The 25,196-nt window shown below is 34.2% G+C and carries 28 protein-coding genes and 1 pseudogene; all 29 read left to right on the forward strand.

Translation table 11 applies throughout. The features are described 5' to 3' along the window. The first annotated feature begins 149 nt into the window (after positions 1-149). The 29 genes and pseudogenes from AC0L6R_RS07055 to AC0L6R_RS07195 all read left to right on the forward strand — a co-directional run bounded on the left by AC0L6R_RS07055 (position 150) and on the right by AC0L6R_RS07195 (position 24,808). A complete protein-coding gene (locus AC0L6R_RS07055; protein WP_473270561.1) occupies positions 150-569 on the forward strand; it encodes a response regulator in 420 nt (139 codons plus the stop codon). A 296-nt stretch (positions 570-865) separates the two neighbouring features. Then, a complete protein-coding gene (locus AC0L6R_RS07060; protein ID WP_473270562.1) occupies positions 866-1,411 on the forward strand; it encodes a hypothetical protein in 546 nt (181 codons plus the stop codon). A gap of 524 nt (positions 1,412-1,935) precedes the next feature. Beyond that, positions 1,936-2,550 carry a hypothetical protein gene (locus AC0L6R_RS07065; protein WP_473270564.1) on the forward strand — a complete coding sequence of 205 codons (615 nt, stop codon included), beginning with the start codon at positions 1,936-1,938 and terminating at the stop codon, positions 2,548-2,550. Positions 2,551-3,249: 699 nt separating this feature from the next. Beyond that, complete coding sequence (locus tag AC0L6R_RS07070; RefSeq protein WP_473270565.1) at positions 3,250-4,566, forward strand: UDP-glucose dehydrogenase family protein; 1,317 nt, start codon at positions 3,250-3,252, stop codon at positions 4,564-4,566. A gap of 63 nt (positions 4,567-4,629) precedes the next feature. Then, the gene (locus tag AC0L6R_RS07075; RefSeq protein ID WP_473270566.1) at positions 4,630-5,625 is read left to right on the forward strand and encodes a mannose-1-phosphate guanylyltransferase; all 996 of its coding nucleotides are present in this window, start codon (positions 4,630-4,632) and stop codon (positions 5,623-5,625) included. Between the two features lie 34 nt (positions 5,626-5,659). Beyond that, the gene (locus tag AC0L6R_RS07080; RefSeq protein WP_473270567.1) at positions 5,660-6,031 is read left to right on the forward strand and encodes a four helix bundle protein; all 372 of its coding nucleotides are present in this window, start codon (positions 5,660-5,662) and stop codon (positions 6,029-6,031) included. Between the two features lie 98 nt (positions 6,032-6,129). Beyond that, positions 6,130-7,092: pseudogene (locus tag AC0L6R_RS07085) on the forward strand (GDP-L-fucose synthase family protein). Between the two features lie 75 nt (positions 7,093-7,167). Next, a complete protein-coding gene (locus AC0L6R_RS07090) occupies positions 7,168-8,025 on the forward strand; it encodes a glycosyltransferase family 2 protein (protein ID WP_473270568.1) in 858 nt (285 codons plus the stop codon). 107 nt (positions 8,026-8,132) lie between these two features. Next, on the forward strand, positions 8,133-9,347 hold the full coding sequence (gene gmd / locus AC0L6R_RS07095) for a GDP-mannose 4,6-dehydratase (RefSeq protein ID WP_473270569.1): 1,215 nt from the start codon (positions 8,133-8,135) through the stop codon (positions 9,345-9,347). Between the two features lie 5 nt (positions 9,348-9,352). Continuing rightward, a complete protein-coding gene (locus AC0L6R_RS07100; RefSeq protein ID WP_473270570.1) occupies positions 9,353-11,110 on the forward strand; it encodes an SLC13 family permease in 1,758 nt (585 codons plus the stop codon). Between the two features lies 1 nt (position 11,111). After that, positions 11,112-11,705, forward strand: coding sequence for an adenylyl-sulfate kinase (cysC, locus tag AC0L6R_RS07105; RefSeq protein WP_473270571.1), 594 nt, complete (start codon positions 11,112-11,114; stop codon positions 11,703-11,705). Positions 11,706-11,729: 24 nt separating this feature from the next. Continuing rightward, positions 11,730-12,635: a sulfate adenylyltransferase subunit CysD gene (gene cysD / locus AC0L6R_RS07110; RefSeq protein ID WP_473270572.1), complete on the forward strand. Its 906-nt coding sequence runs from the start codon at positions 11,730-11,732 to the stop codon at positions 12,633-12,635. 103 nt (positions 12,636-12,738) lie between these two features. After that, positions 12,739-13,998: a sulfate adenylyltransferase subunit CysN gene (cysN, locus tag AC0L6R_RS07115; protein WP_473270573.1), complete on the forward strand. Its 1,260-nt coding sequence runs from the start codon at positions 12,739-12,741 to the stop codon at positions 13,996-13,998. Positions 13,999-14,108: 110 nt separating this feature from the next. Further along, the gene (gene cysQ / locus AC0L6R_RS07120; protein WP_473270574.1) at positions 14,109-14,879 is read left to right on the forward strand and encodes a 3'(2'),5'-bisphosphate nucleotidase CysQ; all 771 of its coding nucleotides are present in this window, start codon (positions 14,109-14,111) and stop codon (positions 14,877-14,879) included. After that, positions 14,876-16,099, forward strand: a complete 1,224-nt coding sequence (locus AC0L6R_RS07125; RefSeq protein WP_473270575.1) for a polysaccharide biosynthesis protein — start codon at positions 14,876-14,878, stop codon at positions 16,097-16,099. Before cysQ ends, AC0L6R_RS07125 begins: the two co-directional genes overlap by 4 nt. 24 nt (positions 16,100-16,123) lie before the next feature. Beyond that, a complete protein-coding gene (locus tag AC0L6R_RS07130; RefSeq protein ID WP_473270576.1) occupies positions 16,124-16,513 on the forward strand; it encodes a sulfotransferase in 390 nt (129 codons plus the stop codon). Continuing rightward, positions 16,506-17,081, forward strand: coding sequence for a hypothetical protein (locus AC0L6R_RS07135; protein WP_473270577.1), 576 nt, complete (start codon positions 16,506-16,508; stop codon positions 17,079-17,081). Before AC0L6R_RS07130 ends, AC0L6R_RS07135 begins: the two co-directional genes overlap by 8 nt. A gap of 241 nt (positions 17,082-17,322) precedes the next feature. Continuing rightward, the gene (locus AC0L6R_RS07140; RefSeq protein WP_473270578.1) at positions 17,323-17,826 is read left to right on the forward strand and encodes a hypothetical protein; all 504 of its coding nucleotides are present in this window, start codon (positions 17,323-17,325) and stop codon (positions 17,824-17,826) included. Further along, entirely contained in the window at positions 17,819-18,298 is a 480-nt protein-coding gene (locus AC0L6R_RS07145) for a hypothetical protein (RefSeq protein WP_473270579.1), read from the forward strand. The genes AC0L6R_RS07140 and AC0L6R_RS07145 overlap by 8 nt, the downstream gene beginning before the upstream one ends. An 83-nt stretch (positions 18,299-18,381) precedes the next feature. After that, positions 18,382-19,101: a sulfotransferase family protein gene (locus AC0L6R_RS07150; protein WP_473270580.1), complete on the forward strand. Its 720-nt coding sequence runs from the start codon at positions 18,382-18,384 to the stop codon at positions 19,099-19,101. Beyond that, positions 19,091-19,432: a hypothetical protein gene (locus AC0L6R_RS07155; RefSeq protein ID WP_473270581.1), complete on the forward strand. Its 342-nt coding sequence runs from the start codon at positions 19,091-19,093 to the stop codon at positions 19,430-19,432. The genes AC0L6R_RS07150 and AC0L6R_RS07155 overlap by 11 nt, the downstream gene beginning before the upstream one ends. A 160-nt stretch (positions 19,433-19,592) precedes the next feature. After that, complete coding sequence (locus AC0L6R_RS07160) at positions 19,593-20,153, forward strand: glycosyltransferase family 4 protein (RefSeq protein ID WP_473270608.1); 561 nt, start codon at positions 19,593-19,595, stop codon at positions 20,151-20,153. Then, positions 20,146-20,580 carry a hypothetical protein gene (locus AC0L6R_RS07165; protein WP_473270582.1) on the forward strand — a complete coding sequence of 145 codons (435 nt, stop codon included), beginning with the start codon at positions 20,146-20,148 and terminating at the stop codon, positions 20,578-20,580. The genes AC0L6R_RS07160 and AC0L6R_RS07165 overlap by 8 nt, the downstream gene beginning before the upstream one ends. Continuing rightward, a complete protein-coding gene (locus tag AC0L6R_RS07170; protein ID WP_473270583.1) occupies positions 20,552-21,274 on the forward strand; it encodes a hypothetical protein in 723 nt (240 codons plus the stop codon). Before AC0L6R_RS07165 ends, AC0L6R_RS07170 begins: the two co-directional genes overlap by 29 nt. A 194-nt stretch (positions 21,275-21,468) precedes the next feature. Further along, complete coding sequence (locus tag AC0L6R_RS07175; protein ID WP_473270609.1) at positions 21,469-21,867, forward strand: acyltransferase; 399 nt, start codon at positions 21,469-21,471, stop codon at positions 21,865-21,867. A 38-nt stretch (positions 21,868-21,905) separates the two neighbouring features. Further along, positions 21,906-22,451 carry an acyltransferase gene (locus tag AC0L6R_RS07180; RefSeq protein ID WP_473270584.1) on the forward strand — a complete coding sequence of 182 codons (546 nt, stop codon included), beginning with the start codon at positions 21,906-21,908 and terminating at the stop codon, positions 22,449-22,451. Positions 22,452-22,464: 13 nt separating this feature from the next. After that, entirely contained in the window at positions 22,465-23,496 is a 1,032-nt protein-coding gene (locus AC0L6R_RS07185; RefSeq protein ID WP_473270585.1) for a DUF354 domain-containing protein, read from the forward strand. A 3-nt stretch (positions 23,497-23,499) separates the two neighbouring features. Further along, positions 23,500-23,961 carry a hypothetical protein gene (locus AC0L6R_RS07190; protein ID WP_473270586.1) on the forward strand — a complete coding sequence of 154 codons (462 nt, stop codon included), beginning with the start codon at positions 23,500-23,502 and terminating at the stop codon, positions 23,959-23,961. After that, positions 23,921-24,808 (forward strand): nucleotide sugar dehydrogenase, encoded by an 888-nt coding sequence (locus AC0L6R_RS07195; RefSeq protein WP_473270610.1) that lies wholly within the window; start codon positions 23,921-23,923, stop codon positions 24,806-24,808. The genes AC0L6R_RS07190 and AC0L6R_RS07195 overlap by 41 nt, the downstream gene beginning before the upstream one ends. Positions 24,809-25,196: the final 388 nt, after the last annotated feature.

A 25,196-nucleotide genomic window follows, 5' to 3' on the forward strand; every position in this document is an offset into this window, starting at 1 on the left:
TGGTCATATTTAGATAATAGCATTACTTGTTATAGATTTAGTTAGGTGTTTTTATTGCATGTTATTAACATGTTTTGTGTTTGCATTGTTGTTGTTTTTCCCTTTGTTATACTGTTTGTCTTTTGAATATATTTAATATGGAGTTTAAAATGTCCGAAATTCTTATCATTGACGATGATGACACTATTAGGCTGCTGGAAATTAATGCGTTAAGAAGAATGAAGTTCCATGAACCAATCCGCTGCTTTAAAAATGGAAAAGAGGGTTTGGACTTTCTCAAATCTCACCCATTGGATCCGTTTATTGATATCCAACGACTCATTTTATTGGATCTCCATATGCCTATCATGGATGGCTGGGAGTTTCTGGAAGAATTTGATAAATTAAACGATGAGATAAAGTCTTCTTATGATGTTATCATCAGGACTAGTTCTTTCAATGTTGAGGATAGAAATAGAGCACTAAAATCTTTCTATATAAAGGATTTTATGGTTAAGCCCTTAAAATATGAGCTACTCTTACTTACACTAGTCAAACATGGATTTGTTAGATTTTCCCCACTAAATTAATTTTATAGTATATTCATATAGTTAGGAAATGGGTTTGTGTATATTTTTACTGGAGTGACCATCGCTAAAAATTTTTGTGCATGCTGCATTCTTTCTCGATTTAGAAATTTTTATTTTAACTCAATCATATGGGATCTACGCTTATTATTGAGCTTAGCAATTAATTTGTTCTTTATGACTTGTTTAAATATTAACAAAGTCAAATATTAATTATTTATATAGCAATTTATTTACAATTAAATGCTTTTACTCGCTTATTGGGTTTGTATTAATAATATTTAGATATGAGAAATTATGTGTTAGTACAACCTTTTGCTACTATAGCAGAATTCGAAGGTATAGATGTTGAATTTATTCATGCTGGGAAAGTATGTAGATTTAATCCTTTCTTGGTAGTCGAAGATTTTATTACTTCCTTTTATTCTCTGAAAATGAAAGAACGTCTTTTACAGCCATTTCCCCTCGACGTCATGCCCAGGTTTAAGCATCATTTCTTTACTTCAAATGCCAAAATCCAGTGTATTGCCACTTTTTCCCAAAGGGAGATTGTATATAATTCCCAGTTGTTTACTGGGCATACCATATTCACTCCTTTCGAGCAGGTTAACTATTTAAGAGATGGAAGTTTACTTTTCGAGCATTTCAGGTTTAGCAATGAAACACTTCCTTACGAACGGTGTGTTCAGCATTTGGCTTATCTTTCTGAGCTTCGGCTTCCGCGTTCTCAAGAGAGAGTTCTGCTGCAGAATCATATGGGGCAGACTTGCCTTATCGAAAATGGTGATACAATTAAGATCTGGATAATACATAGCTGGCAGGCGATTATGGACATTATTTACTAACATATTCACTAGTTGCTCATTCGTCGTTCTATATACTCTATTAATTCCCTGATCTTTGTGATGGGAATTTCTTACTTTATACTTTTCCCACAACCAAGTTGTTGGGTCGATTCTAGAAAAAGCGTTTCTAGAATAGAATATTAGGCTATTGTTTTCTGACAGGGGTTTTCATAAAGACTGACTATCCGCATAAATGTGGATATTGATATAGGATAAGCTACTGAAACAACTCATGTAATTATCATGTAGAAATAATGCTACCTTGGTTACTATATGCCTTACAGAGAAAATAAATTACTTCCTCCTTTTCAATCTAATTACATTACTCCATTTTTCATTTTATTTACAATTCTCTACAAAAACGAAATAGATTAGGCTCTACTAAGTATGTCCTTTCTCCTAATATCATTAATTTCATCCATTATAATAAAAAGCACATAAGCCCGGTGTAATACCCTAAATAAGACGATGAAGGAACCTGTTTTGCAAAAAAAATAATACCATTGTTTGGCTACAATTTTACTATGAACATATTGAACCATCTGAGTAGGCTTATAGCGGGTTATCATTTCCAATCCCTTAGAGTATCAGGTATAGATGTGAAGTTTAAATTTTACTGTAAAACTGTTCCTTTTGACCCAATTGCTATGCTTAAGGAACTTTATTTCCTGTCTCAATCCTTAGCCTGTTCCAAATTAAGATTGGAAGAGGATTTTCTGGATTTTGCTTTGCATGAACTTGATATTGATCAGGATTTATCAGTTTTTGTAATAGCTTCGTTTCAGGTAGATAGGCAGAAATATAAAATAGTGAAGGCAGGCAAACATGGAGAAGATCCTTGTTGTAGTAAGTATATTTTCTATGCTTCGGACAAAATGATGGCTGTATATCAGTGCACCCATGATTTTGGCAAATCTTTTGATACTCTCTCGTTGAAATTTCTTAGGCAATTCGAAACGATAAATCGGCCAAATCAACGTCTTATCAAAGTTGTTGGTGATTCAGAAAAATGGGTTCTTATCGAGGGAATGGTGAATTCTCAGTTATGGTATATAGTCGATCCTGATTGCATGGAAGATGTGTTACATAGGGTGATATCTACAAATAAGCCTACTATTGACCATAAACACATTCATTAAGGTTGAATACATCTCTATGAAATGATTGTGCTAGACATCTTAGTTCAAGCAACATTTAGGTGAGATGACCGTATTTCGCTGACAATTATGAAAAGTTTAAATCTTACCTTATTAAAAGTAGTAATCATTGAATTTTATTGTGATAAAATTAAAGAATAGTGACAGCCAGTTTTTCCATGCAAATACTTCCTATGCATTATGAAATAAGTTTAAATAGCATAAAAAATTGGAAAATACTAGTCCTTACTGTGTTGATAGAAAGATTCGTAAGTTCATTTTCTCAACTAAAAATCCCTAATTGGCTAGGAGTAGGTTATAGGAAATATCAAACATAAATAATTAAAATTAATATCGAAATTAAGGGTAAAAAGTGAGTACAAAAATTACTCACTTTCTTATCTTTACAGCATGAAACGGGTAAACAAGCCTCATAAACAACTCATAGGCACTTTTTATGTCTTAATATCCAAGAAACCTGGTTTAAATCCGTTTCAGTTTTTCACCAAGCAGCAAGTAATAGCTAAGTCTATTGTAATCGTATAAGTTAGGATATAATATTCTGAGAAACAGATTGATGCCTGTTTCATTTGAAGAATATTAACTTCCTTCATATTACAATTTGGGACTGAAGGGGCGAAGCTGTGTCCGATATGTAATATTTGTCTTTTTTAAATATTCAAATTAATATATGAATCAATTATGAAAATTGCAGTTGTAGGTACAGGCTATGTAGGCTTGGTATCAGGAGCATGTTTTGCAGATGTAGGTATCGAAGTGACCTGCGTAGACATCGATCAGAAAAAAATAGACAACCTTAAGAAAGGCATCATGCCGATCTATGAGCCAGGTTTGGAAGAGGTTGTTGTTAGAAATTTCAAAAGCGGAAGACTTAAATTCAGCACGGATTTGGGCGAAGCCATCCAAGGAGCATCGGTAGCTTTTATAGCTGTGGGTACACCTCCGGGAGAGGATGGATCTGCGGATTTGAAATACGTATTGGCCGTAGCTGATGAGATCGGTTCAAAAATGACTGATTACATAGTTGTAGCTACGAAAAGTACCGTTCCGGTGACTACAGGAGAGAAAGTTCGTGGAGCAATTAAAGGAGCTTTGGATAAAAGAGGTTCTGATTTACCATTTGCGGTAGCTTCCAATCCTGAATTCCTGAAAGAAGGAGCTGCAGTGGAAGACTTTCTTAAGCCGGATAGAATTGTAATTGGAGTGGATGACGAAAGAGCTGAAGAGATTATGAAGCGTTTATACAAGCCATTCCAGCTGAGTGGGGAGAGAATCATCTACATGGATATCCCTTCTGCAGAAATGACCAAGTATGCCGCCAACGCCATGCTGGCTACCAAAATTTCTTTTATGAATGACGTAGCAAATTTATGTGAATTGGTAGGTGCTGACGCAAACATGGTTAGAAAAGGTATTGGATCTGACCCAAGAATCGGCAATAAGTTCATCTACCCAGGAGTAGGATATGGTGGGTCTTGTTTTCCGAAGGATGTGAAAGCAATCATCAAAACGGCCAAGCAGTACGGCTACGACCTAAGAGTGCTACAGGCTGTAGAAGATGTCAATGACGATCAGAAATATGTGCTATCCAAAAAAGTAAAAGCTCACTTCGGAGAGGATTTATCAGGAATGACCTTTGCGATGTGGGGACTAAGCTTCAAGCCAAATACGGACGACATGCGAGAAGCTCCCGCCGGAGTGATCATCGATGAATTGAGAGCAGCCGGAGCAACGGTGAAGGCATACGACCCAGTGGCTATGGAAGAAGCCAAAGAACATTATATCTTTGACAAGGTGACTTATTGCAAAGATGCATATGAAGCTTTGGTGGATGCTGATGCACTTCTTTTGGTTACTGAATGGTCAGAATTCAGAATTCCAAGTTGGGATGTAGTAGGTAGACTATTGAAGAACAAAGTGATATTCGATGGCCGAAATATCTACGACAAAAAGTATCTGAAATCCCTTGGTTTTGAATCTTACGGAATCGGTAGCTAAATAACTGATAACTGACAACTGACAACTGACAACCGACAACCGACAACTGATAACCGACAAATCTTGAAAACATTTAACGTCATCCTTTCCGGCGGAGTTGGCTCCAGACTATGGCCTCTCTCCCGCAAATCCCAACCCAAGCAATATTTGCCAATTTTTGAAGGGAATACGCTTTTTCAAAAGACCATAAGCAGAAATTCCCATTTTTGTGATGAGGTAATGGTGGTAGGTAATTGTGATAATTTCGAATTGTCAAGAAAAGACCTCACTTCCGCTGGGTTATCTACTTATGTAGAGATTATCGAGGCCTGTCCTAGGAATACAGCAGCAGCTATTGCTTTTGCAGCCTTTGCAGCTCAGCCAGAGGATATTCTGTTTGTTACACCTTCTGATCATCTGATAGAGTCTGGAAATAACTACCAGCTGGCAGTAGATAGAGCTATTCAACTGGCCAAAGATGGTTTTATAGTCACCTTTGGATTGAAGCCAACCAAACCTGAAACTGGTTTTGGCTATATAGAGGCAGAAGGAGAAGAGGTAAAGGGATTTCGTGAAAAACCGAATTTGGAAACAGCTGAGGGATTTTTGAAAAGTGGAAACTTCTATTGGAATTCAGGAATGTTCTGTTTTCAGGCAGGAGTATACCTAGAGGAATTGAAAGCCTTTGAACCTGAAGTCTATACTTCTTCAAAAATAGCATTTGATGGAGCGACGGAAGGTAAACTAGATTTTGAACTATCCATGAAGATCCCTTCCATTTCAGTGGATTATGCTGTGATGGAAAATACTAAAAAAATCAAAGTTGTTCCCTCAGAATTTGCTTGGTCAGATATGGGTTCTTTTGAATCTATTTATGATCACTTCAAAAAGCAGGGACATACTGTTGACTCCAAAGGCAATATGGTAATAGGAACGAAGCTTCACACGGAGTTTCTGGGCATGAAAAATACCATGTTGATTCAAACAGCAGATGCTATTTTAGTTCTCAAGAAGGATAATGCACAGGATGTGAAGAAGGTGTTTGAGAGATTGGAGAGGGAGAATCCGGACTTAGTGTGAAAGGTGAAAGCTCAAAGGAAAAAGTTCTTAAATAATGAGTAATGATTTTGCTTTTAAGGAGTTGAAAGTTTGGCAAAAGTCCATTGAGTTTGCTGACTCAATTTTAGATATTATTGAAAATTTAAATTCATCACAAAAGCATTATAGATTAATAGAGCAAATTGAAGCTAGTTCAGTTTCTATCTCTTCAAATATTGCTGAAGGGAAAGGAAGAGACTCAAAAAAAGAATACATAAGGTTTCTTTACATAGCGCGTGGTTCATTATATGAGACTGTTTCTATTCTCACCTTATTTGAAAAAAGGAATTGGATTGCTAAAGAGGTATTAATCAAACTAGAAAATCTGGGAGTAGAGATTGCTTCAATGTTAAAAGGCTTAATAAATGCAATCGCTAAAACCTTTTAACCTTTCACCTTTGACCTCTCATCTTAGGTTTTTTTAAATAATCAAAACAAAGGAAAGTGAACAAAAACACAAAAATATACATCGCTGGACATAGAGGAATGGTCGGTTCGGCTATTTGGAGAGCGTTGGAGGCAAAAGGATTCAGCAATTTGATTGGTAAAACTTCTGCCGAACTAGACCTTAGAAGTCAGACTGCAGTCGCGGATTTTTTTGATATTGAAAAGCCTGAAGTAGTAATTGATGCAGCAGCAAGGGTAGGAGGGATATTGGCAAATAATAATTACCCCTATCAGTTTCTAATGGAGAATATGCAGATTCAGAATAATCTGATTGATTATTCTCTGAAAGCGGATGTACAGAAATTTATATTCTTAGGGTCTTCCTGTATATATCCTAAGATGGCTCAACAGCCACTTAAGGAGGAATATTTACTTTCTGGCCCATTGGAGCCTACAAATGAGTGGTATGCAATTGCAAAAATTACAGGAGTAAAGGCTTGTGAGGCAATTAGAAAGCAATTTGGTAAGGATTATATTTCCCTAATGCCTACCAACCTTTATGGAACGCATGATAATTTTGATTTAACTACATCCCATGTACTTCCAGCAATGATTAGAAAGTTCCATGAGGCTAAACAGTTGCCAGTTGGCTGTGATCAGGTGACAGTTGGCATGAATAGAAAAAGCAATTTAAGTGGGGATTTGCCAGTTACGTTATGGGGAAGTGGAACACCGATGCGTGAATTCTTATTTGTAGAAGATTTGGCCGATGCGGTAGTTTTTGCTTTAGAAAACAAGTTCCAGCGAGAATTTGTACAACGTAGGGACTGGAGTAGATCTGACGATTAAAGAATTAGCAGAATTAATACAAAAAACGGTAGGCCATACTGGAGAAATCATCTGGGATTCAAGCAAACCTGATGGAACACCTAGGAAGCTAATGGATGTATCTAAAATTACTGATGCTGGCTGGAAAGCCAAGGTAGGATTGGAGGAAGGAATCAAGAGAACCTACGAGTGGTTCCTGAGAGTCAAGAGACGTTTAAGCAAGTGAAATTATAGTTAAAAGTTATTCTGACTTCATTTAACAATTAACGCGTAACAATTAACTCTTAACCCTTAACATTTCAACTCTTCTTGAAACTCGCCGTTTTAATCACCTGTCATAATAGAAAAGAAAAGACCAGAAAATGTCTTGAAAATCTATTTACACAAAATCTTCCTTTGGATACTGAGATGCAGGTATTTGTATGTGATGACGGATCAACTGATGGTACAGCTGAGATTATTAAAGCTAATTTTCCAGAAGTAAAAGTTATTTCAGGAACAGGGAATTTATACTGGAATGGGGGAATGAACTTAGCCTGGGAAAAAGCAAGAGAAACTGATGAGTTTGATTTCTTCTTTTGGCTAAATGATGACACCTTCTTATTGCCTGATGCATTTATAAAAATGTTTACATATTCTCAAGAATTAAATCATAAAGCCATTATTTCAGCTGCTTGTGCCAAACCAGGTACAAATGAATATTCCTATGGGGGTCATGGAGATCCCAGTCCTGTAAAACCTAATGGTAACTTGCAAAAACTTAAGTTTATCAACGGGAATTTTGTATTGATACCTAAGATTATTGTAGATCAAATAGGGACTCTTTCCAGCGCATTTACACAGAATTTAGGGGACTTCGATTATGGCTTAAGAGCCCAAAAAGCTGGGTTTTCTTGTTTTTTGTCCAAGGAGTTTATAGCCGAATGTGAATACAATCAAGGAAGGAACTGGGCAGATCCCAAAATAAAACTGGCAGATCGCTGGAAAATTGCCCATAGTATCAAGGGATTAAATATGAGAGAATTTATTTATTTTAAATCCTATCATGAAGGGAATATTATTGGAATAAAAAGTGCAGTTGATACTTATTTAAAACTCCTGGCTCCCCATCAATATGTCTTGCTCAGAAACTTTCTTAGAAAAAAAGTGCTTAAAAGACATTTGTAAAAGCAAATGCTCTTAAATTTTGTATTGCTTAATAATTTAACGAAGAAAAAAGAATCTCCTCAGTGATCTCTGAGTCTTTCAATGATCATTTTGATAAAAATAAATTCATGAAAACTGCATTAATAACTGGTGTCACCGGACAGGATGGGTCTTACTTAGCCGAACTCTTAGTGCAGCAGGGTTATGTGGTCCATGGTATTAAACGTAGAGCATCCTCCTTTAATACCCAAAGAATAGACCACCTTTATCAAGACCAGCACGAGCAGGAAATTAATTTTAAGCTTCATTACGGCGACTTGACGGATTCAATGAATATCATCCGAATCATTCAGGAAGTGCAGCCAGATGAGATTTATAACCTGGGAGCCATGTCTCATGTAAAGGTGTCTTTTGATTCCCCTGAATATGTAGCCAATGTAGATGGTATAGGCGCACTTAGAATTCTGGAAGCAGTGCGTATACTTGGTTTGGAAAAGAAAACCAGAATTTATCAGGCTTCTACCTCGGAATTATATGGAGGAATGCCAGATAATAAAAATTCAGCAGGATTCTATGATGAGAATTCTCCTTTTTACCCTCGCTCACCTTATGGTGTAGCTAAAATTTATGGGTTCTGGATCACAAAAAATTACCGAGAAGCTTATGGTATGTTTGCATGCAATGGAATCCTTTTCAATCATGAGTCGCCTAGAAGAGGAGAGACATTTGTCACTAGAAAAATCACTATGGCTACGGCTGCAATCGCCATAGGTTTACAGGATTGCTTGTACCTAGGTAATTTGGATGCTCTTCGTGACTGGGGGCATGCTAAAGATTATGTAAAAGCTATGTGGTTGATACTTCAGCAAGAGAAGCCGGAAGATTTTGTGATTGCCACCGGAGTAACTACAAAGGTTCGTGACTTTGTTCAAATGTCTTTCGAACATGTAGGTTTCAAAATCCGCTGGGAAGGAGAAGGAGTTAACGAGGTAGGGATACTTGACGCTATTGATGAACAGAAATATTTTTATTCTACTGGACAAAAGTTGACTGTTAATGGTTCAGAATTAAATGTTAAAAGTCCAGGGTCCGATTTAACTTTTAACAAATTAACATTTAACGTTGGTGATACTTTGATAAAAGTGGATCCGACCTACTTCCGCCCTACCGAAGTCGATGTACTCATCGGTGATCCCACAAAATCTAAAACCCAATTAGGCTGGAGGCCTGAATATGATTTGGCAGGCTTGGTAGAAGATATGATGCGCTCTGATATTAAATTAATGCAAAATGATTTACATTTTGTTGTAGGAGGTCACGAGGTATTTAGACAGGCTGAATAACATTTATGTCATTTGAGATATTTTTTACTTCTGCAGTTATAGTTTTACTTGTAGTAGTTTTATACAAAAATTGGATTAGAGCATCACTTGCATTCTTAGCTTCAGTTTTTATACTAATAGTTGCAGGTATTATCCAAATTGAACATTTCCTAGAAGGCTTGGCGAATAAGCAAATCATAATAATTTTTTTACTTATTATTTTGACTGCAGGAATCCAGAAAAATCTTGGAAAAGACTTCTTTTATCGACTGTTCAGTCAAAAACTCAGTGCTCATCAATTTAGAATTCGAATGATGGTCCTAGTTTCAGGACTTTCTAGTGTTTTAAATAACACTCCAGTTGTGGCCTTTATGATCCCTTTTGTTAAAGATTGGGCAGATTCGAATGGGGTTTCTACTTCTAAATTTCTGATACCACTTTCTTTCGCAACAATTTTAGGAGGGATGATTACACTGATCGGTACTTCCACAAATCTGGTTTTAAATGGCTTGATTGTGCAGTCAGGTCTGGAAAGCTTGGAATATCAGGATTTTCTTTTTCTCGGTCTAATTGTAGCGGTGGTAGGACTTCTCTATTTATCCCTATTCTCAGAAGCCTTACTTCCTAGTCATAAGGGGAGTAAAGAGGAAATGATCGGGCATCTAAATGAGTACTTAGTTGAAACAAGGGTTAATAGTACATCCCCTCTTATAGGTAAAACCATTGAAGAAGCAGGATTAAGACATTTGAAAGAATTATTTTTGGTTGAAATAAAAAGAGGAGAAAGAAGTATTTCAGCAGTTTCATCTGATAGAATTATTCATGCTGAGGATATTCTGTTTTTTGCAGGAAATACAAAAGCAATATTGAATTTGATCAATGAGAAGAACGGCCTAGAACTTCCTGAAGAAAGCCATATATATTCCAATGGGTTTAGTGCCCTATCCGAAGCAGTTATCCCTTCCGGTAGTGATTTAATAGGGCAATCAATCAAAACATCAGGCTTTCGAGATAAGTTTAAAGCCTCAATATTGTCTGTTTATAGAAAAGGAGAGAAGGTTACCGGGAATTTGGGGCAGATTCAGTTCAAAGCCGGGGATTTATTATTATTGCTGGGATCTAAAGATATTGATGTCAATTTATCAAATAGGGATATTCTACTACTCTCAAAAACTGGTGAAATTTCAGAACAAGTCACCTTTAGAAGTACGCTCCCTAGTTTTCTATCTGGATTAATATTGCTATTGGGAGTATTTGGAATTATTGATCTTTTCCTCGCTGCATTTATTGGAATCATAATAATGGTAATTATGAAAGTACTTTCAGTGAAAAACATTAAAAGCGCGGTAGATTTGGATTTATTGGTAATTCTAATTTCTGCTTTAGCCGTTGGAGTAGCAATTCAGACCTCAGGTACGGCTAATTATGTAGTAGAATATATAAATAGTATTCTTATAGGAACTTCACCTATAATTTCAATTTCAGTTCTATTTATTCTTACATTAGCGCTTACTTCTTTGATAACTAATGCTGCTGCAGTATCTATTATGTTTCCGATTGCCTATGAAATGGGCATGCAATCAGGACTTCCTTTAACCCCATTCTTTGTAGTGATTGCTTTTGCTGCCTCAGCTGATTTTATGACTCCAATAGGCTATCAAACCAATTTAATGGTAATGGGACCAGGGAATTACAGATTTAAGGATTATACTAGAATCGGTTTCCCCTTAACAATTTTATATTCTATTACCACCTTAGTATTTATTAACTACTATTATTTATAAGATGGAAAATCATATACATCCCACAGTATTTAAAGTATCTGGAATTCAGCGGAAAAAACGTTTAAACCAAACTCCTAAGTTAATCTGGTTCACTGGGCTTTCAGGTTCAGGAAAATCAACCCTAGCAAATGCTGTTGAGTCACAGCTTTTTGAAGATGGGTTTATGACCTATTTGCTTGATGGGGATAATATTAGAACTGGGTTAAACAAAGATTTGGCTTTTTCCGACAAAGACAGGGTTGAAAATATCCGCCGAATCGCAGAAGTCTCAAAATTGATGATGGATGCTGGCTTGTTGGTTGTATCTGCCTTTATTTCACCCTTTCGAGAGGAAAGGGAGATGATAGCAGAATTAGTAGGTAATGAAAATTTCCTTGAGGTATTTGTGGATTGTCCATTAGAAGTTTGCGAAAAAAGAGATGTAAAAGGTCTATATGCCAAAGCTAGGAAGGGAATTATTAAGAATTTTACAGGTATTGATTCTCCTTATGAGCATCCTATAAATCCTGCTGTTCATATTCACTCTGATAAGGAAGAACTTGCTGACTCAGTTAAAAAAGTAATTAAAACAATTTCGGCTAACATTTGCCATTAATTTTATAACCCCGAAAACGAAATTATGGGACAATATTATTTATCACATTTAAAAGAACTAGAGGCTGAGGCCATTTTTATCATTCGGGAAGTGGTTTCGCAATTTGAGAAACCTGCACTTTTATTTTCCGGTGGAAAAGATAGCATTCTCCTTGCTCATTTGGCTAAAAAGGCCTTTTACCCGGCAAAGATTCCTTTTCCTTTGATCCATATTGATACAGGTCATAATTTCCCTGAAACACTGGAGTTTAGGGATGCATTAGTGGAGGCACTAGGAGTGCAACTTGTAGTTGGATCAGTCCAGGAAAGTATTGATAAAGGAAGGGTTAGAGAAGAAACAGGAGTGAATGCAAGTAGAAATGCATTACAGACTGTAACACTCTTAGATACTTTGGAATCTCTAAAGATAGATGCAGCTATGGGTGGTGCCAGAAGAGATGAAGAAAAGGCCAGAGCAAAGGAAAGATTTTTCTCACACCGAGATGAATTCGGTCAGTGGGATCCTAAAAACCAAAGACCTGAACTTTGGAATCTATTCAATGGTAGAAAACATCATGGAGAGCACTTCCGAATCTTTCCTATCTCAAACTGGACTGAAATGGATGTTTGGCAGTATATGAAGGCAGAAAATATAGATTTGCCGTCTTTGTATTTTTCTCATGAAAGAGAATGTGTAGTTAGAGATGAGGTGATTTTGGCAAAGTCAGATTACCTACCTTTAAAGCCAGGTGAAGTAATCCAGAAATTAATAGTTCGCTATAGAACTTGTGGTGACATGCCTATTACAGGAGCAGTACTTTCAGAAGCAAATACGCTAGATCTTATTATTGAGGAAGTTGCAGCTACCCGAACTACTGAGCGTGGTACCAGAGCTGATGATAAAAGAGGCGAAACGGCCATGGAAGATAGAAAGAAGGCGGGGTATTTTTGATCTATTGTACCAAGTACAGTGTACAAAGTACCAAGTATTCAGATTTCTATAAAGAATTAATTCAACCTTTAACTTTTTAACCTTTCACATTCAACAAATTAAAATGTCCATACAAGAAAACAATCAATTACTAAGATTTACCACTGCAGGTTCTGTAGATGATGGAAAAAGTACTTTAATAGGAAGATTATTGTACGATTCAAAGTCAATATTTGAAGATCAAATTGAGGCAGTAAAAACTTCCTCTGAAAAGAAAGGCTTTGACTATGTTGATTTGTCCTTATTGACCGATGGTCTAAAATCTGAAAGAGAACAAGGGATCACCATAGATGTAGCTTATAGATATTTTGCGACTCCAAAGCGGAAATTCATCATTGCCGATACTTCAGGGCATACTCAGTACACTAGAAATATGGTGACTGGAGCTTCTACAGCAAATCTTGCAATAATCCTTGTAGATGCAAGAAAAGGCTTATTGGAGCAGACTTATAGACATTCATTTATTGCTTCCCTATTGAAAATCCCACACGTAGTAGTTTGTGTGAATAAAATGGATTTAGTGGATTATTCAGAGGAAGTGTACAATAAAATCGTGGCTGATTATGAGGCATTCTCAAGTAAGCTAGACATAAAGGATGTTCAATTTGTGCCTATTTCTGCACTTAAAGGAGATAATGTAGTTGATCGATCTGAAAAAATGGATTGGTATGAAGGCTCAACATTATTGTATCATCTTGAGCATGTACATATAGCTTCCGATTTCAATCATATTGATTGCAGGTTCCCTGTTCAGATGGTTATTCGTCCTCATACTTTAGAATTTCAGGATTTTAGAGGATATGCAGGAAGAATTGATGGGGGTATCTTCAAAGCAGGTGATGAGGTAAAAGTTTTGCCATCTGGGTTTACTAGCAAAATCAAATCCATTGAGCTTAATGGAGAGTCTATTGCTGAAGCTTATGCTCCTATGTCTGTGACTATGACATTAGAAGATGAAATAGATATCAGTAGGGGCGATATGATTGTTAGACCAAATAACCAACCAGCTGTTGAGCAGGATTTAGAAGTAATGGTTTGCTGGATGAATCAGAAATCACTTCAAAATAGATCAAAACTAATCGTCAAGCATACCACCAAAGAATGTCAGGCTATGGTAAAAGATATTCAATATAAGGTTGATGTGAATACCTTGCACAGGATTGAGAATATTGAAGAAATAGGCATGAATGAGATTGCCCGAGTATCCATACGTACTGCGCAGCCTATATTTTTTGATTCCTATCGCAAAAACAGAATGACAGGATCTGTAATACTAATCGACCCAAATACCAATGAAACGGTTGGGGCTGGAATGATAATATAAGTAGCAAGATGTTAGACTTAAGTATTAAGTCTATTTCTCATCAAAAATCATAAACTATCTTTCCTAATTTCTCTGTAGTAGGGAGGTATGGAAAGTTTAAATAATACTAAGTGAATACTGAAATCAATATAAAAGAGCTAACTGCTCTGGCAAAAAAAGCTTCTTTAGAAGCTGGAAAAGCCATCCTTGAAATTTATAACTCTGCTGATTTTGGAGTAGAGATGAAAGGAGATAATTCTCCTTTGACTCTTGCGGATCAAGCTGCGCATCAGGTTATTGTTGGTTTTTTGGAGAAAACTGGCTTACCTATTTTATCAGAAGAGGGAAGAGATATTCCCTATGTGGAGCGTAAAAACTGGGAGTATTTCTGGATGGTTGATCCTTTAGATGGTACCAAGGAATTCATAAAGAAAAATGGAGAGTTTACGGTGAATATTGCTTTAATTCACAGTGGTGAGCCAGTTTTAGGGGTAGTATATGCGCCCGTTTTGCAATGGTTGTATTGGGGTAATAGTGAACAAGGGGCCTGGAAGGAAGAAGGCCATAATGAGGCTTTTCAATTAAAGAAGCACGAGTCATCTGAAGTTAAGACTATAGTTGCAAGTAGATCACATTTAAGCCCCGAGACTCAGGAGTTTATTGATAAGTACCCAGGTGTGGAAGTAATCTCTATGGGATCATCTTTAAAATTTTTACTTGTAGCGGAAGGTAAAGCACAAATCTATCCACGTTTTGCCCCTACTATGGAGTGGGATACCGCAGCTGCGCATGGAGTTATTCAAGCTATGAATGGGGTAGTGATGAAATGGCCAGAAAATTCCAGTTTAGAATATAACAAAAAAGACTTGCTTAATCCTTGGTTTATTGTAAAAAGTAAATGAAAAATATATTTAAGGAAGTTGAATTTGGAGTGATTAAAAGTCAGCTTTTTTCTATTTTAATTAAAATAACAAGTGTTTTATTAACCTTTGCATTTATAAAAGTATTTATTTTTGAGTTAGGATCTGAAAATTATGGACAGTATATTTTGTTACACGGATATTTGCTCCTTTTATCCACTGCTTTAGGTACTGGCTTTGGGATGTTAGGTTTAAAAATGAATTCTGTCGGAGTTAAGTTTAATTTAAGCTCTGTAGTTGTATTAATAGTTTCTGTTCTGATTAATGTCTTTATAGCTTGTATAATATTTTTATCTATAAATAGCTTGTTTGATTTATTTAGGGAAGAATTAGTATATTCGATTTTAACTTACACGATTAGTTCCTTTTTTTTTGAAGTAATACGTTCCAAATCTAATGGAAATATTTATATTCTTTTTAAGGATATGAGTAGGTCCATTATCATGATGATATTGATCTGTACTTATCCATCTTATGATGTTATATATTTAATCAATATAAGCTCATTTATCGTAATGGTTTTGGTGATATTTTATTTTATTTTTCAGTTGTACAAATATGGCGCTAATTTTAGTGGTGAGAAGACGTCCTTTTGGAATCAATATAAGCATGGTATATCTCTTTCTTTAAGTAGCAGTATTCAAATCTTGAAGGTATGGATTGAAGTATTTGTTGTAGGAGCATATTTTAATAAATCTGTTGTCGGACTGTATTCCATTCTTCAGAAGTTAGGGCAACTTATAAAGCTCCCTTTGGTAGCCTTGAATGCAGATATTGCCAAAAATATTCTTGTAAGTATATCTTCTAAAAAATTGACTGATACGTTGAAGTCCAAAATAAAAGTCACAAAATATATTGGCTATTTATTTGGTGTAATTGCACTTTGTGTGTTGCCACTATATTTATATCTATATGAATACCAAATTGATTTTCCAAATATAATATTGGGTGTAATTTTAATACTTTCGAATATTGTTAATATCCATTATGGACCAGTTGGGTTGTTTGCACAACTAAGTGACCTTAGAGATTATTATTTGAAGATTACTTTTATTATAGTTTCTTTTTCAATTTTATTGTCTATTTTATTTATTCCTTTAATTGGAATTTACTCTGTTGTTATTTCTAATATATTTACCGCAATAGTTTGGAATCATTTAATCTTTAGAAGGATTCAACTAATGTATAACTTTAAATTTTAATGATGAATATAGGGTTTCTAATTTATGATTCCAAGGTCTGGATCTACATTCTTATCTAAAAAACTTCATGAATATGATGATTTAATAGTTTCTCCAGAAAGTGCTTTTATTTCTAGAATTTTAGATTCGCATTTGGATTTTAATAAAATATCTAATAGCGACATAGTTAATTTCTTGTTTAAAGAGCCACATTTTCAGGAGCTTAATATTGATAAACTTTCTTTGGAACTAGAAATTGAAAATTTAAGATCACAGCAAGTATTAACATATCAGTCTTTAATAAATGGAATTATAGGTATGCTTTCGGCTGAATTTCCTGCTAAATGGATTATTATTAAGCATCCACTATTTGACCATATGGATAAAATGGTTGAGTACTTCCCTAATTGCAAATTTATCCATATCAGTGCGTGATCCAAGAGGTGTTCATAATTCAAAATCAAAATCTATAAATTTGCAAGGCAAAGTTTTTAGTGATAATCCTTTTAAAACTTCACTTAAGTATAATTATAAAATTAGTAAAGCGATTTCCTTTGAGAATTTGCATGAAAATAAAATCCTACATATTAGATACGAAGATTTACTACAAGATCAATCTAAGTATTTGGAGTGCTGTTTGTCTTTTCTTGAATGTTCTAATTCAAAAGCATTAAACAAATCATATTCTAAAGAGATAGGGGATCTTCAAAAACATCTTCACAAAAATGTAAATTCTTCTGCTATAAATGATAGAGGCTTTGTTTGGAAAAATGAACTTAGCAAGAATGAAATAAATATAATTTCTTATTTTAGCAAAGCTCATATTGAATTTTTTAAGTATGAATATATCGAAGTTAAAATTTCTCAAATAGCTTTTCCTGTTGTAGTTTTGGGATTTAAGTATATGTATACTTCAATTACAAACTTTATCATTAACTCTGTTAAAAGCCCAGAGCTTATTAATTCTAAGGTAGTTTATTTTAAATCTTTTTTTAAGAATTGATTTTATGTCTTATTTGATTTCATATAAAAACTTTTTATTTAACATTTTTTTAATAATTATTCCGTTTAATTTTATAATTGACTTTTTGTATTATTTTGAAGGTTCGTTATCGATTGTTTCACTTGTTAGAATAGTAATCAATACTCTTTTTATATTTCTCTACTTTATTCTTTATTCTAGGAAATTGAATAATTACTTTTTTATTCTTTATATTAATTTGTTCTATTGGGCTTTTTTGATCTTGTTTTCCTCGGATATTATTTACTCTATTCTCGAATATATCAAAGTTGCATCTGCTATTCTGTTTTTCCCAATAGCATGCTCTTTAATTGATTCAAAGCCTAAGTTTGTTCTCTTTATTCGGTCTAATTATTTAATTTTAATTTTATATGTGATTTTTGTTTTCCTAGCTAATAAATTTGGGATAGGAGATATATCATATTCGAATGAAGATTCTGATGTATTTAAGGTTGCTTTAGGTGATGCTAAACTTTATGCTCCAGCATTTCTTGTGGGGCTAATTCCATTTTTTATTAATAAGGGTATATTGAAAAATAAGTATTTTTGGGCTTTAGTAGGAATTGTTTGCTTGGTTATCCTATTAATTACCATTAGGAGAACGGTAGTTGTAATTGTTTTTTCTTTACCAATCCTTTTTCAACTAATCAAGGGTAAGATTACTAACTTGCTTGGATTTCTATTGAGCGATTTCACTTCTAATTCTAGTGTCATTTCCTTTGATTGAAGAACAATTTGAAGAAAGACTTAATGAGAGGGATTACTTAACAGATTCTTCTTACAGTTATGAGCAAGAAGGTAGATATCTTGAACTATTTCTTGTTCTTAATACATTTAATGAAAAAGGTAGTGTTCTTACTAATTATTTGTTCGGTAGAGAAGCATTTAATACAATTGGTAATTATGGTTTTTTCAGAGACAGACCGATACATGTTGATTATACCTATATTTTCTTTTCCTCTGGAGTTGTTGGGTTATTATTATATTTATATTTTTTTAAGAGAATTTTCAACTATGCTAGGTCTTTTAAAAATTATATAGATTCAGACTATTATACTCAATTTTTTGTTATATTTATTTTAGTCCTTTTTGTTGGTTTGTCTGGAAATGTCTGGGCAATTACATACAAGACTTTTTCATTTACTTTATTGGGTGCATTTTGTGGGTTTTTAAAATCTAATTCTATTACAAATGATTAAGAAATTTATTAAGCTTATTTTACACTTGCCACGTCTACTTACTTCTAGACTTCGCAAATTACCTGAATTTATAATTATTGGTATTGCAAAAAGGAGGGACAACTTCCTTGTTCCATTATTTGAATTTGCATCCTAATATTTCAATGTCTTCCTTAAAAGAAGTACATTATTTTGATAATAATTTCAATAAGGGAATTAATTGGTATAAAAGTTATTTTCCACTTAAGGTTTTGAGTGGCAATACAATTTCTGGAGAAGCTTCTCCTTATTATATCTTCCATCCTCATGCTTTAAAAAGAATTAAAGCTTTATTGCCAAATGTAAAAATTATTATAGTATTTAGAGACCCTATTGAAAGGGCTTATTCTCATTATAAGATGGAATTCCGGAAAGGTAAAGAATCTTTGTCTTTTAAGGATGCTATCGCGAAAGAATCTTCTAGGATCGATTATGATCTTTTAAAAATGCATCAAGATGAAAGTTTTAATAGTTATAATTTTCAGACATTTAGTTATTTAAGTAGAGGATTGTATGGACATCAGTTATCAAATGTTTTCAAATATTTTCAAAAAGAGAATGTCTGTATTCTTCAAAGTGAAGATTTACTTAATTCTCCCGAATCGGAATTAACTAGAGTTTATAATTTTTTAAATGTACCTGTAGTATTACCAGATAAATTTGAAATTTATAATAAAGGGAATTCTAAAAAGCTTGATGATGATACCCTGACATTTCTTAATGATTATTATTTATCAGATAAATCTTTATTTAATCAAATCATTGATACTTATAATGAAAAGTAAGAAATTAATTATTTTAAGCCCTCATTTGCAATTATCTGGTGGTGTTTCATCTTATGTTAAATCTCTTATAGGAAAATGGGACTTAGAGGAAATTTACTATTATAGAGGTGGAGAAGGTAGAAGTATTCTCAAGAAATTGTTTAGTTTGGTCAATGATTATTTATTGTTTTTTAAAGGTGTTTTAACTAATTCTAACTCTAAAGTTTTTATTAATACTTCTTTGAATAAAAAAGCTTATCTTCGAGATAAAGTTTATTGTACTATTTGTAAATTACTTAAAGTAGATTTTTATTTATTTATTCACGGATGGGATTCGAAAGTTCTTTATTGATTTTAAAAATAAGATATCAAGTAGTTCTTTCAGATATGCAAACAAAATTTTTGTTCTTTCAGAGGATTTTAAAAATGATTTAGTTTCTATTGGAATTGATGAAGGTAAAATTGAAGTTGAAGTAACAGTAGTTAACTCAGAGTTTATTGATTTTTTTAATATTAATAAATCACTTTTCAATGGTGGTTCTATTAAGTTGTTATACTTAGCTAGGCTAGAAGAAGATAAAGGGATCTTTCGGCTTCTTGAGGCTTTTAAAATCCTTAGCAATAATATTCCTAATTTGCAACTTAGAATAGCTGGTTCTGGATCAGCTGAAACCGAGGTTATTGATTGGATTTCTTCAAATAGTAAGCTTGATATTTCCTATATTGGGAGAGTTGATGGTACTTTAAAGTATGAGAATTTCGCATGGGCGGACTATTATGTTTTGCCAACTTCTCATGGGGAAGGCTTACCTATTAGTGTCTTAGAAGCTATTACTGCGGGATGTATCGTGATTGTACCACCTGTAGGAGGTTTAAAGTATTTTTTTAAGGAACAGGAGATGGGGTTTCTATTAAATGATCTTTCTCCTTCAAGTATATCTTATGTCATAATTGATTCTTTAAATAATATTGAATTGTTGAATTCAATTAGTAATCAAAATTTTAAACGTGGAAAGTCTCTTTATTCTCCTACTGTGGTAGTAGACCGGCTTAAAAAACATATGTATGGATAAAATAATAGATAGAATTGTAGCTAATTTTAGTGTTAAAGATTTTAGAGGTATAGATCCTTACGATTTTGCTAGCTCAAAGGTTAACTTGCCCTCTCAACTGATATCCAAGCTCTCATTTTTGAATAAAATTTCCCCCATTAATTTTCGTAAGGCACTTGGTATTGGAGATTCTTACAATTCTAAATCTAACGCCCTTTTTTTGCAGGCCTTATGTATTTACGATCCAATAAAATATTCAACTGAAATTGATTATTTAATTAACTGGCTTATAGAAAATCGTAGTAATGAATTCGAAGAGTACTCTGTAGGCTTTGCTTTTGAGATGGCTCTTTCCCGATACCAGTCTGGTCCAGGTAAGACCTCTCTTATAATCTCACTGTTCACTATGTTTGCTTTTTTTGAGAGCATACAGAGTTACAGGCAATAAAAAATTACTGGATTGTATAATATCATTTGAGGAATTACTCAGTTCTAAATGGCTTAAATTTGAGGATGATCATACTTTATGGTATTCCTATCTTCCAAATCAGAAGGATGAGGTTTATAATGCAACTGCCAAAGTGGGCAGATTTTATGCTTTATATTATGAGATCTTTCCTAGTGAAGATCTTAAAACTAAATTGTCAAAAATTTTAAATTATTTGGTATCAGTACAAAATCCTGATGGTTCTTGGGGTTACTCTGTCAAAAACCCATATGTTGATAATTTTCATACTGTCTTTATGTTGGAATCCATCTATCATATGCATGAAGTAGTGAGTACCGATAATTCAAATTTAATGTTTGAATCAGCATTGGCTGATTATAATACAAATTGTTTTATTGGCCCAAGACCACTTCATTTCCACACAATACATTACCCAAAGGATATTAGAAGTAAGCTTATAGATACCGAAATAAGAGATATTGCCAATGCCATAATTCTATTTTCAAAAATAGGGCAAATTGATAGAGCTGAAACAATTCTTAATTGGGCTGTATCGAATTATTATGATTCTAAAGATGGCTATTTTTATTTTTTCCAGAATCGTGTGTACAAATCAAAAATCAACTACGTACGTTGGCAGGCTTGGATGGCGTTAGCAATTGCTGAAATTTCAAAGGCTAAGAATAAATTTTAGATATCAATAATTACATTTAAAGTAATTATAGTAATATTTCGTTCTTGTTATTTTATAAACTCTAAAATCCTATCATAGTTAAATGAAAAAAATATATTTACTATTTTATTATCTTTTTGCATCCAACTTTCCAAGTTATTGGTGGCCGGGAGGACCTTTATTTAACTCACATAAGAGTTTCTCTTTTGAGGAAAGTGATAGTTGTAGGTAACGGCACCAAAATCCAGAAGGGGGTATACGTTGGTGCTGGAAATGGTGTAGTTATAGGTAACAATTGTCAAATTAATGAGTCTGTACGATTGGATAATGTTGAAATAGGAAATAATGTAATGATTGCACGTGAATGCATTGTTTTGGGAAAAACTCATTTGAATAGCGAAGTGGATGTTCCTATGGCGGATCAAGGAAGATCAGAAGCATATACAGCGATTATTGAAGATGATGTCTGGCTTGGGTTGAGGGTAATAGTAATGCCAGGAATAAGGATAGGTAAAGGGAGTATCGTTGGCGCTGGAGCTGTAGTGACAAAGGATATTCCTCCTTTTACGATCTGGGGCGGTGTCCCTGCTAAACTTATTAAGTCTAGAATTTAATTATATGGTCAATAAATTTCTAAAACCTGGCACCACTAGTGAGAGAGATAATCAATTACTTTCGTTTCTTATACTTGGCTTTTGCTAATCATATCGTTAGTAGAATTCCCAGCTATTTTATCCGTGAGTTTTTTTATAGGTATTTATATGGAATGAAGATTGGAAAAAACTCCCATATACAAATGGGGGTCAGAGTCTATGCTCCTTCGAAAATTAAAATTGGTACAAATTGCTCCATAGGACATGGCAGTTTGTTGGATGGTCGAAGAGGTATTGAAATTGGGAATTATGTGGATTTGGCTGGATATGTAAGGATTTTTACGTTAGGTCACGATCTGGATGATCCTGATTATAAATCCATGGGCGCCAAAGTAAAAATTGGGGATAACGCTAGTCTATTTACAGGTGTATATGTATTGCCTGGCAGAACTATAGCTGAAGGCACTGTAGTTGCTTTGGCGTCAGTAGTTACTAAAGATACTTTACCTTGGTCTATTTACGCTGGAAATCCTGCAAAATTGATTCGGAAGAGGAAGATAGATAAACTAACCTATGAGAGAAATTACAAACGATATTTCCATTAATACAAACTTTTAAATGATCAATAATTCAATTCTATTTGATATTAAACATCCTGCACAGTTGAATTTGTTCAGGGGATTAGCTTTTCGATTAAAAGATGAAGGGTGGAACGTGTTAGTCTGCTATTTAGATCGAGGGAAGTTGCCTTCAATTATAAAAAGAGAGTACAAAGGAATAACACTCGTACCTGTTGGAAGTAGCAGGGGAACGAAATGGTCTATCTTTTGGGATGGAAATATCAAGCGTACCGGTGAATTTCTTAAACTTATCAGGCAATACAATTTTGCTATTTGTGTAGCTGCAAGTAGTGCCCCTTTAGCATTGGCGTGCCGAATTTCTGGTACGCCTATCATACAGTTTTATGACGATCCTGAAAGAAAGCGTATAAATCAAATAAATGCATTTTTATCTGATAGAATTTTCTTCCCCCCTCTTGTGCCTGAAAATAGAAATACAGGAATATTTAATTGTTTAAAAGAATGGAGCTACCTAAGTCCAGTTTACTTTAATCCATCTATTAAAGTTTTGAAAAGATATAACCTATTGCCTTATAGCTACATTTTTGTGAGAGAGGTCAGTAACAAATCTTTCAATTATATGGATCAGGAAGATGCTATCGTTTGCAGCTTTTCGCACAAGATGGATACTAGTGTGCCAGTATTATTGTCCCTAGAAGATAAGTCCATTAAAGATAAGTTTCCTTCACATTGGATTATTTTAGAGGAGCCAATTGAAGATATTCGCTCTTTAATCTTTTACAGCAGATTAATGCTTTCTTCCGGTGACAGTATGGCTAGGGAAGGGGCAATGCTAGGTGTTCCTAGTATCTATTGTGGGATTAGGGAAATGAAAGCAAATCATTTGCTTATAGAAAAGGGTTTGTTACAACACATGCCTGGAGACACTGCTATGTTGACGATAAACGAAATATTAGTCAAAGATTTTAATGAGGCGGAACAAAGTGATATTAGGAACTCCCTGAGTGCGCAATGGGATGACATGCAGGAATTTATGTTAAAAATGATCAACTATTATAAAAAAAAATAGACTATGAAAATTTCAATTTTTGGGTTAGGGTATGTAGGCTGTGTGAGTTTAGGGTGTCTTGCAAAAAATGGGCACCAAGTGGTAGGTGTTGATATCAATGAAACTAAAGTTGGTATGATTAACCGAGGTATACCAACTATAGTAGAAAAGGATATAGACCTGATTATTAAAGAAGAGTTTGATAATAAAAAAATAAGCGCAACTACCAGTGCAAATCAGGCCATTTTAGAAACAGAACTGAGTATTATTTGTGTAGGTACTCCATCTTCACCGCAGGGCCATCTGAACTTGTCATATATTTACAAAACAGCGGAACAAATAGGCGAGGCTTTAAAAAACAAAACGGATTTTCATACTGTGGTAATTAGAAGTACTGTTTTACCTGGTACTAATAAAAAAATAGGGGAAATTATATCCCAATTTTCTGGTAAGAAAAAGAGGAGAAGGTTTTTCTGTTGTCTCTAATCCGGAATTTCTAAGAGAAGGTACTGCTGTTAAAGATTACTATAGTCCCGCTATTACGGTAATAGGAGGTGATCATGATTTAGCTCTAGCCAAAGTTTCCTCTCTATATGAAGAACTTGAAGCACCGATTGAAATAACTGCAATTGAAGTTGCCGAAATGATTAAATATGTTAACAATAGTTTTCATGCATTGAAAATTACGTTTGCAAATGAAGTAGGTAACATAGCGAAATCGATGGGAATTGATTCACATAAGGTATTGGAGCTTTTTTGTAAAGATACACATCTTAATATTTCTCCAGCTTATTTCAAGCCTGGATTTGCTTATGGCGGATCTTGCCTCCCAAAAGATCTAAAAGGTCTGGTAACCTTAGGTCATGATCAATATGTTGCCACTCCGGTTTTAAGTGGAGTGCATGAATCCAATGAGTACCAAAAGCGTTTGGCGTTTGAATTAATCGCCAGGACAGGAAAAAAGAAAATTTGCTTTGTAGGACTATCATTTAAAGAAGGTACGGATGATTTACGGTACAGTCCATCAGTTGATTTAGCCGAGAAACTAATTGGTAAAGGATATCAACTTTCAATCTATGATCCGAATGTTCATTTGTCAAAGTTGATGGGAGCTAATCTTTCATTTATAGATGAGCACATGCCCCATTTATCTGAGTTGATAGAGGAAGATGCTAGTAATGCCATTGAAGCCGCTGATGTGATTCTCATTAACCACAGAAATTTCGATCCAACTCCTTACCTAGATAAATTAAAGGAAAAAGCATCAATTATTGATTTGGTTCGAGTTTCTTCCTTAGAAAATTTACCTAACTATGAAGGACTCTGCTGGTAGACGTTAGTTATAAAATTCTGTTCAACTTAAAATGCATGATTTATTCAGTGTTTATTTGAATTAACTATACTATTATATGATTATCCGCAATGATGCCAGTCACCTTAGATTCTTTGCTTATCAGGTTGGAAGACCGATGACCGAAGACCGAAGTGGCCCCAAATCTTAAGTTTAACAGATCTTACATTGCTTTTGCCACCTTACTGGTAGAAAAGCGGATATACATAACTATTAAATAATATAATGTAATAAACTCCTATTATTTGTTGTAGGTAATAATATTACTTTAACCCTAATAACCTAGATTGCTACACTGAGCATCCCGCTAGAATAATTTTCTTCGAACAATTATTCCGGCTTAGATAGATGCTTTTTGTAGCAATTTTTT

The sequence above is a fragment of the Algoriphagus sp. 10J20-15 genome, from assembly GCF_055809615.1.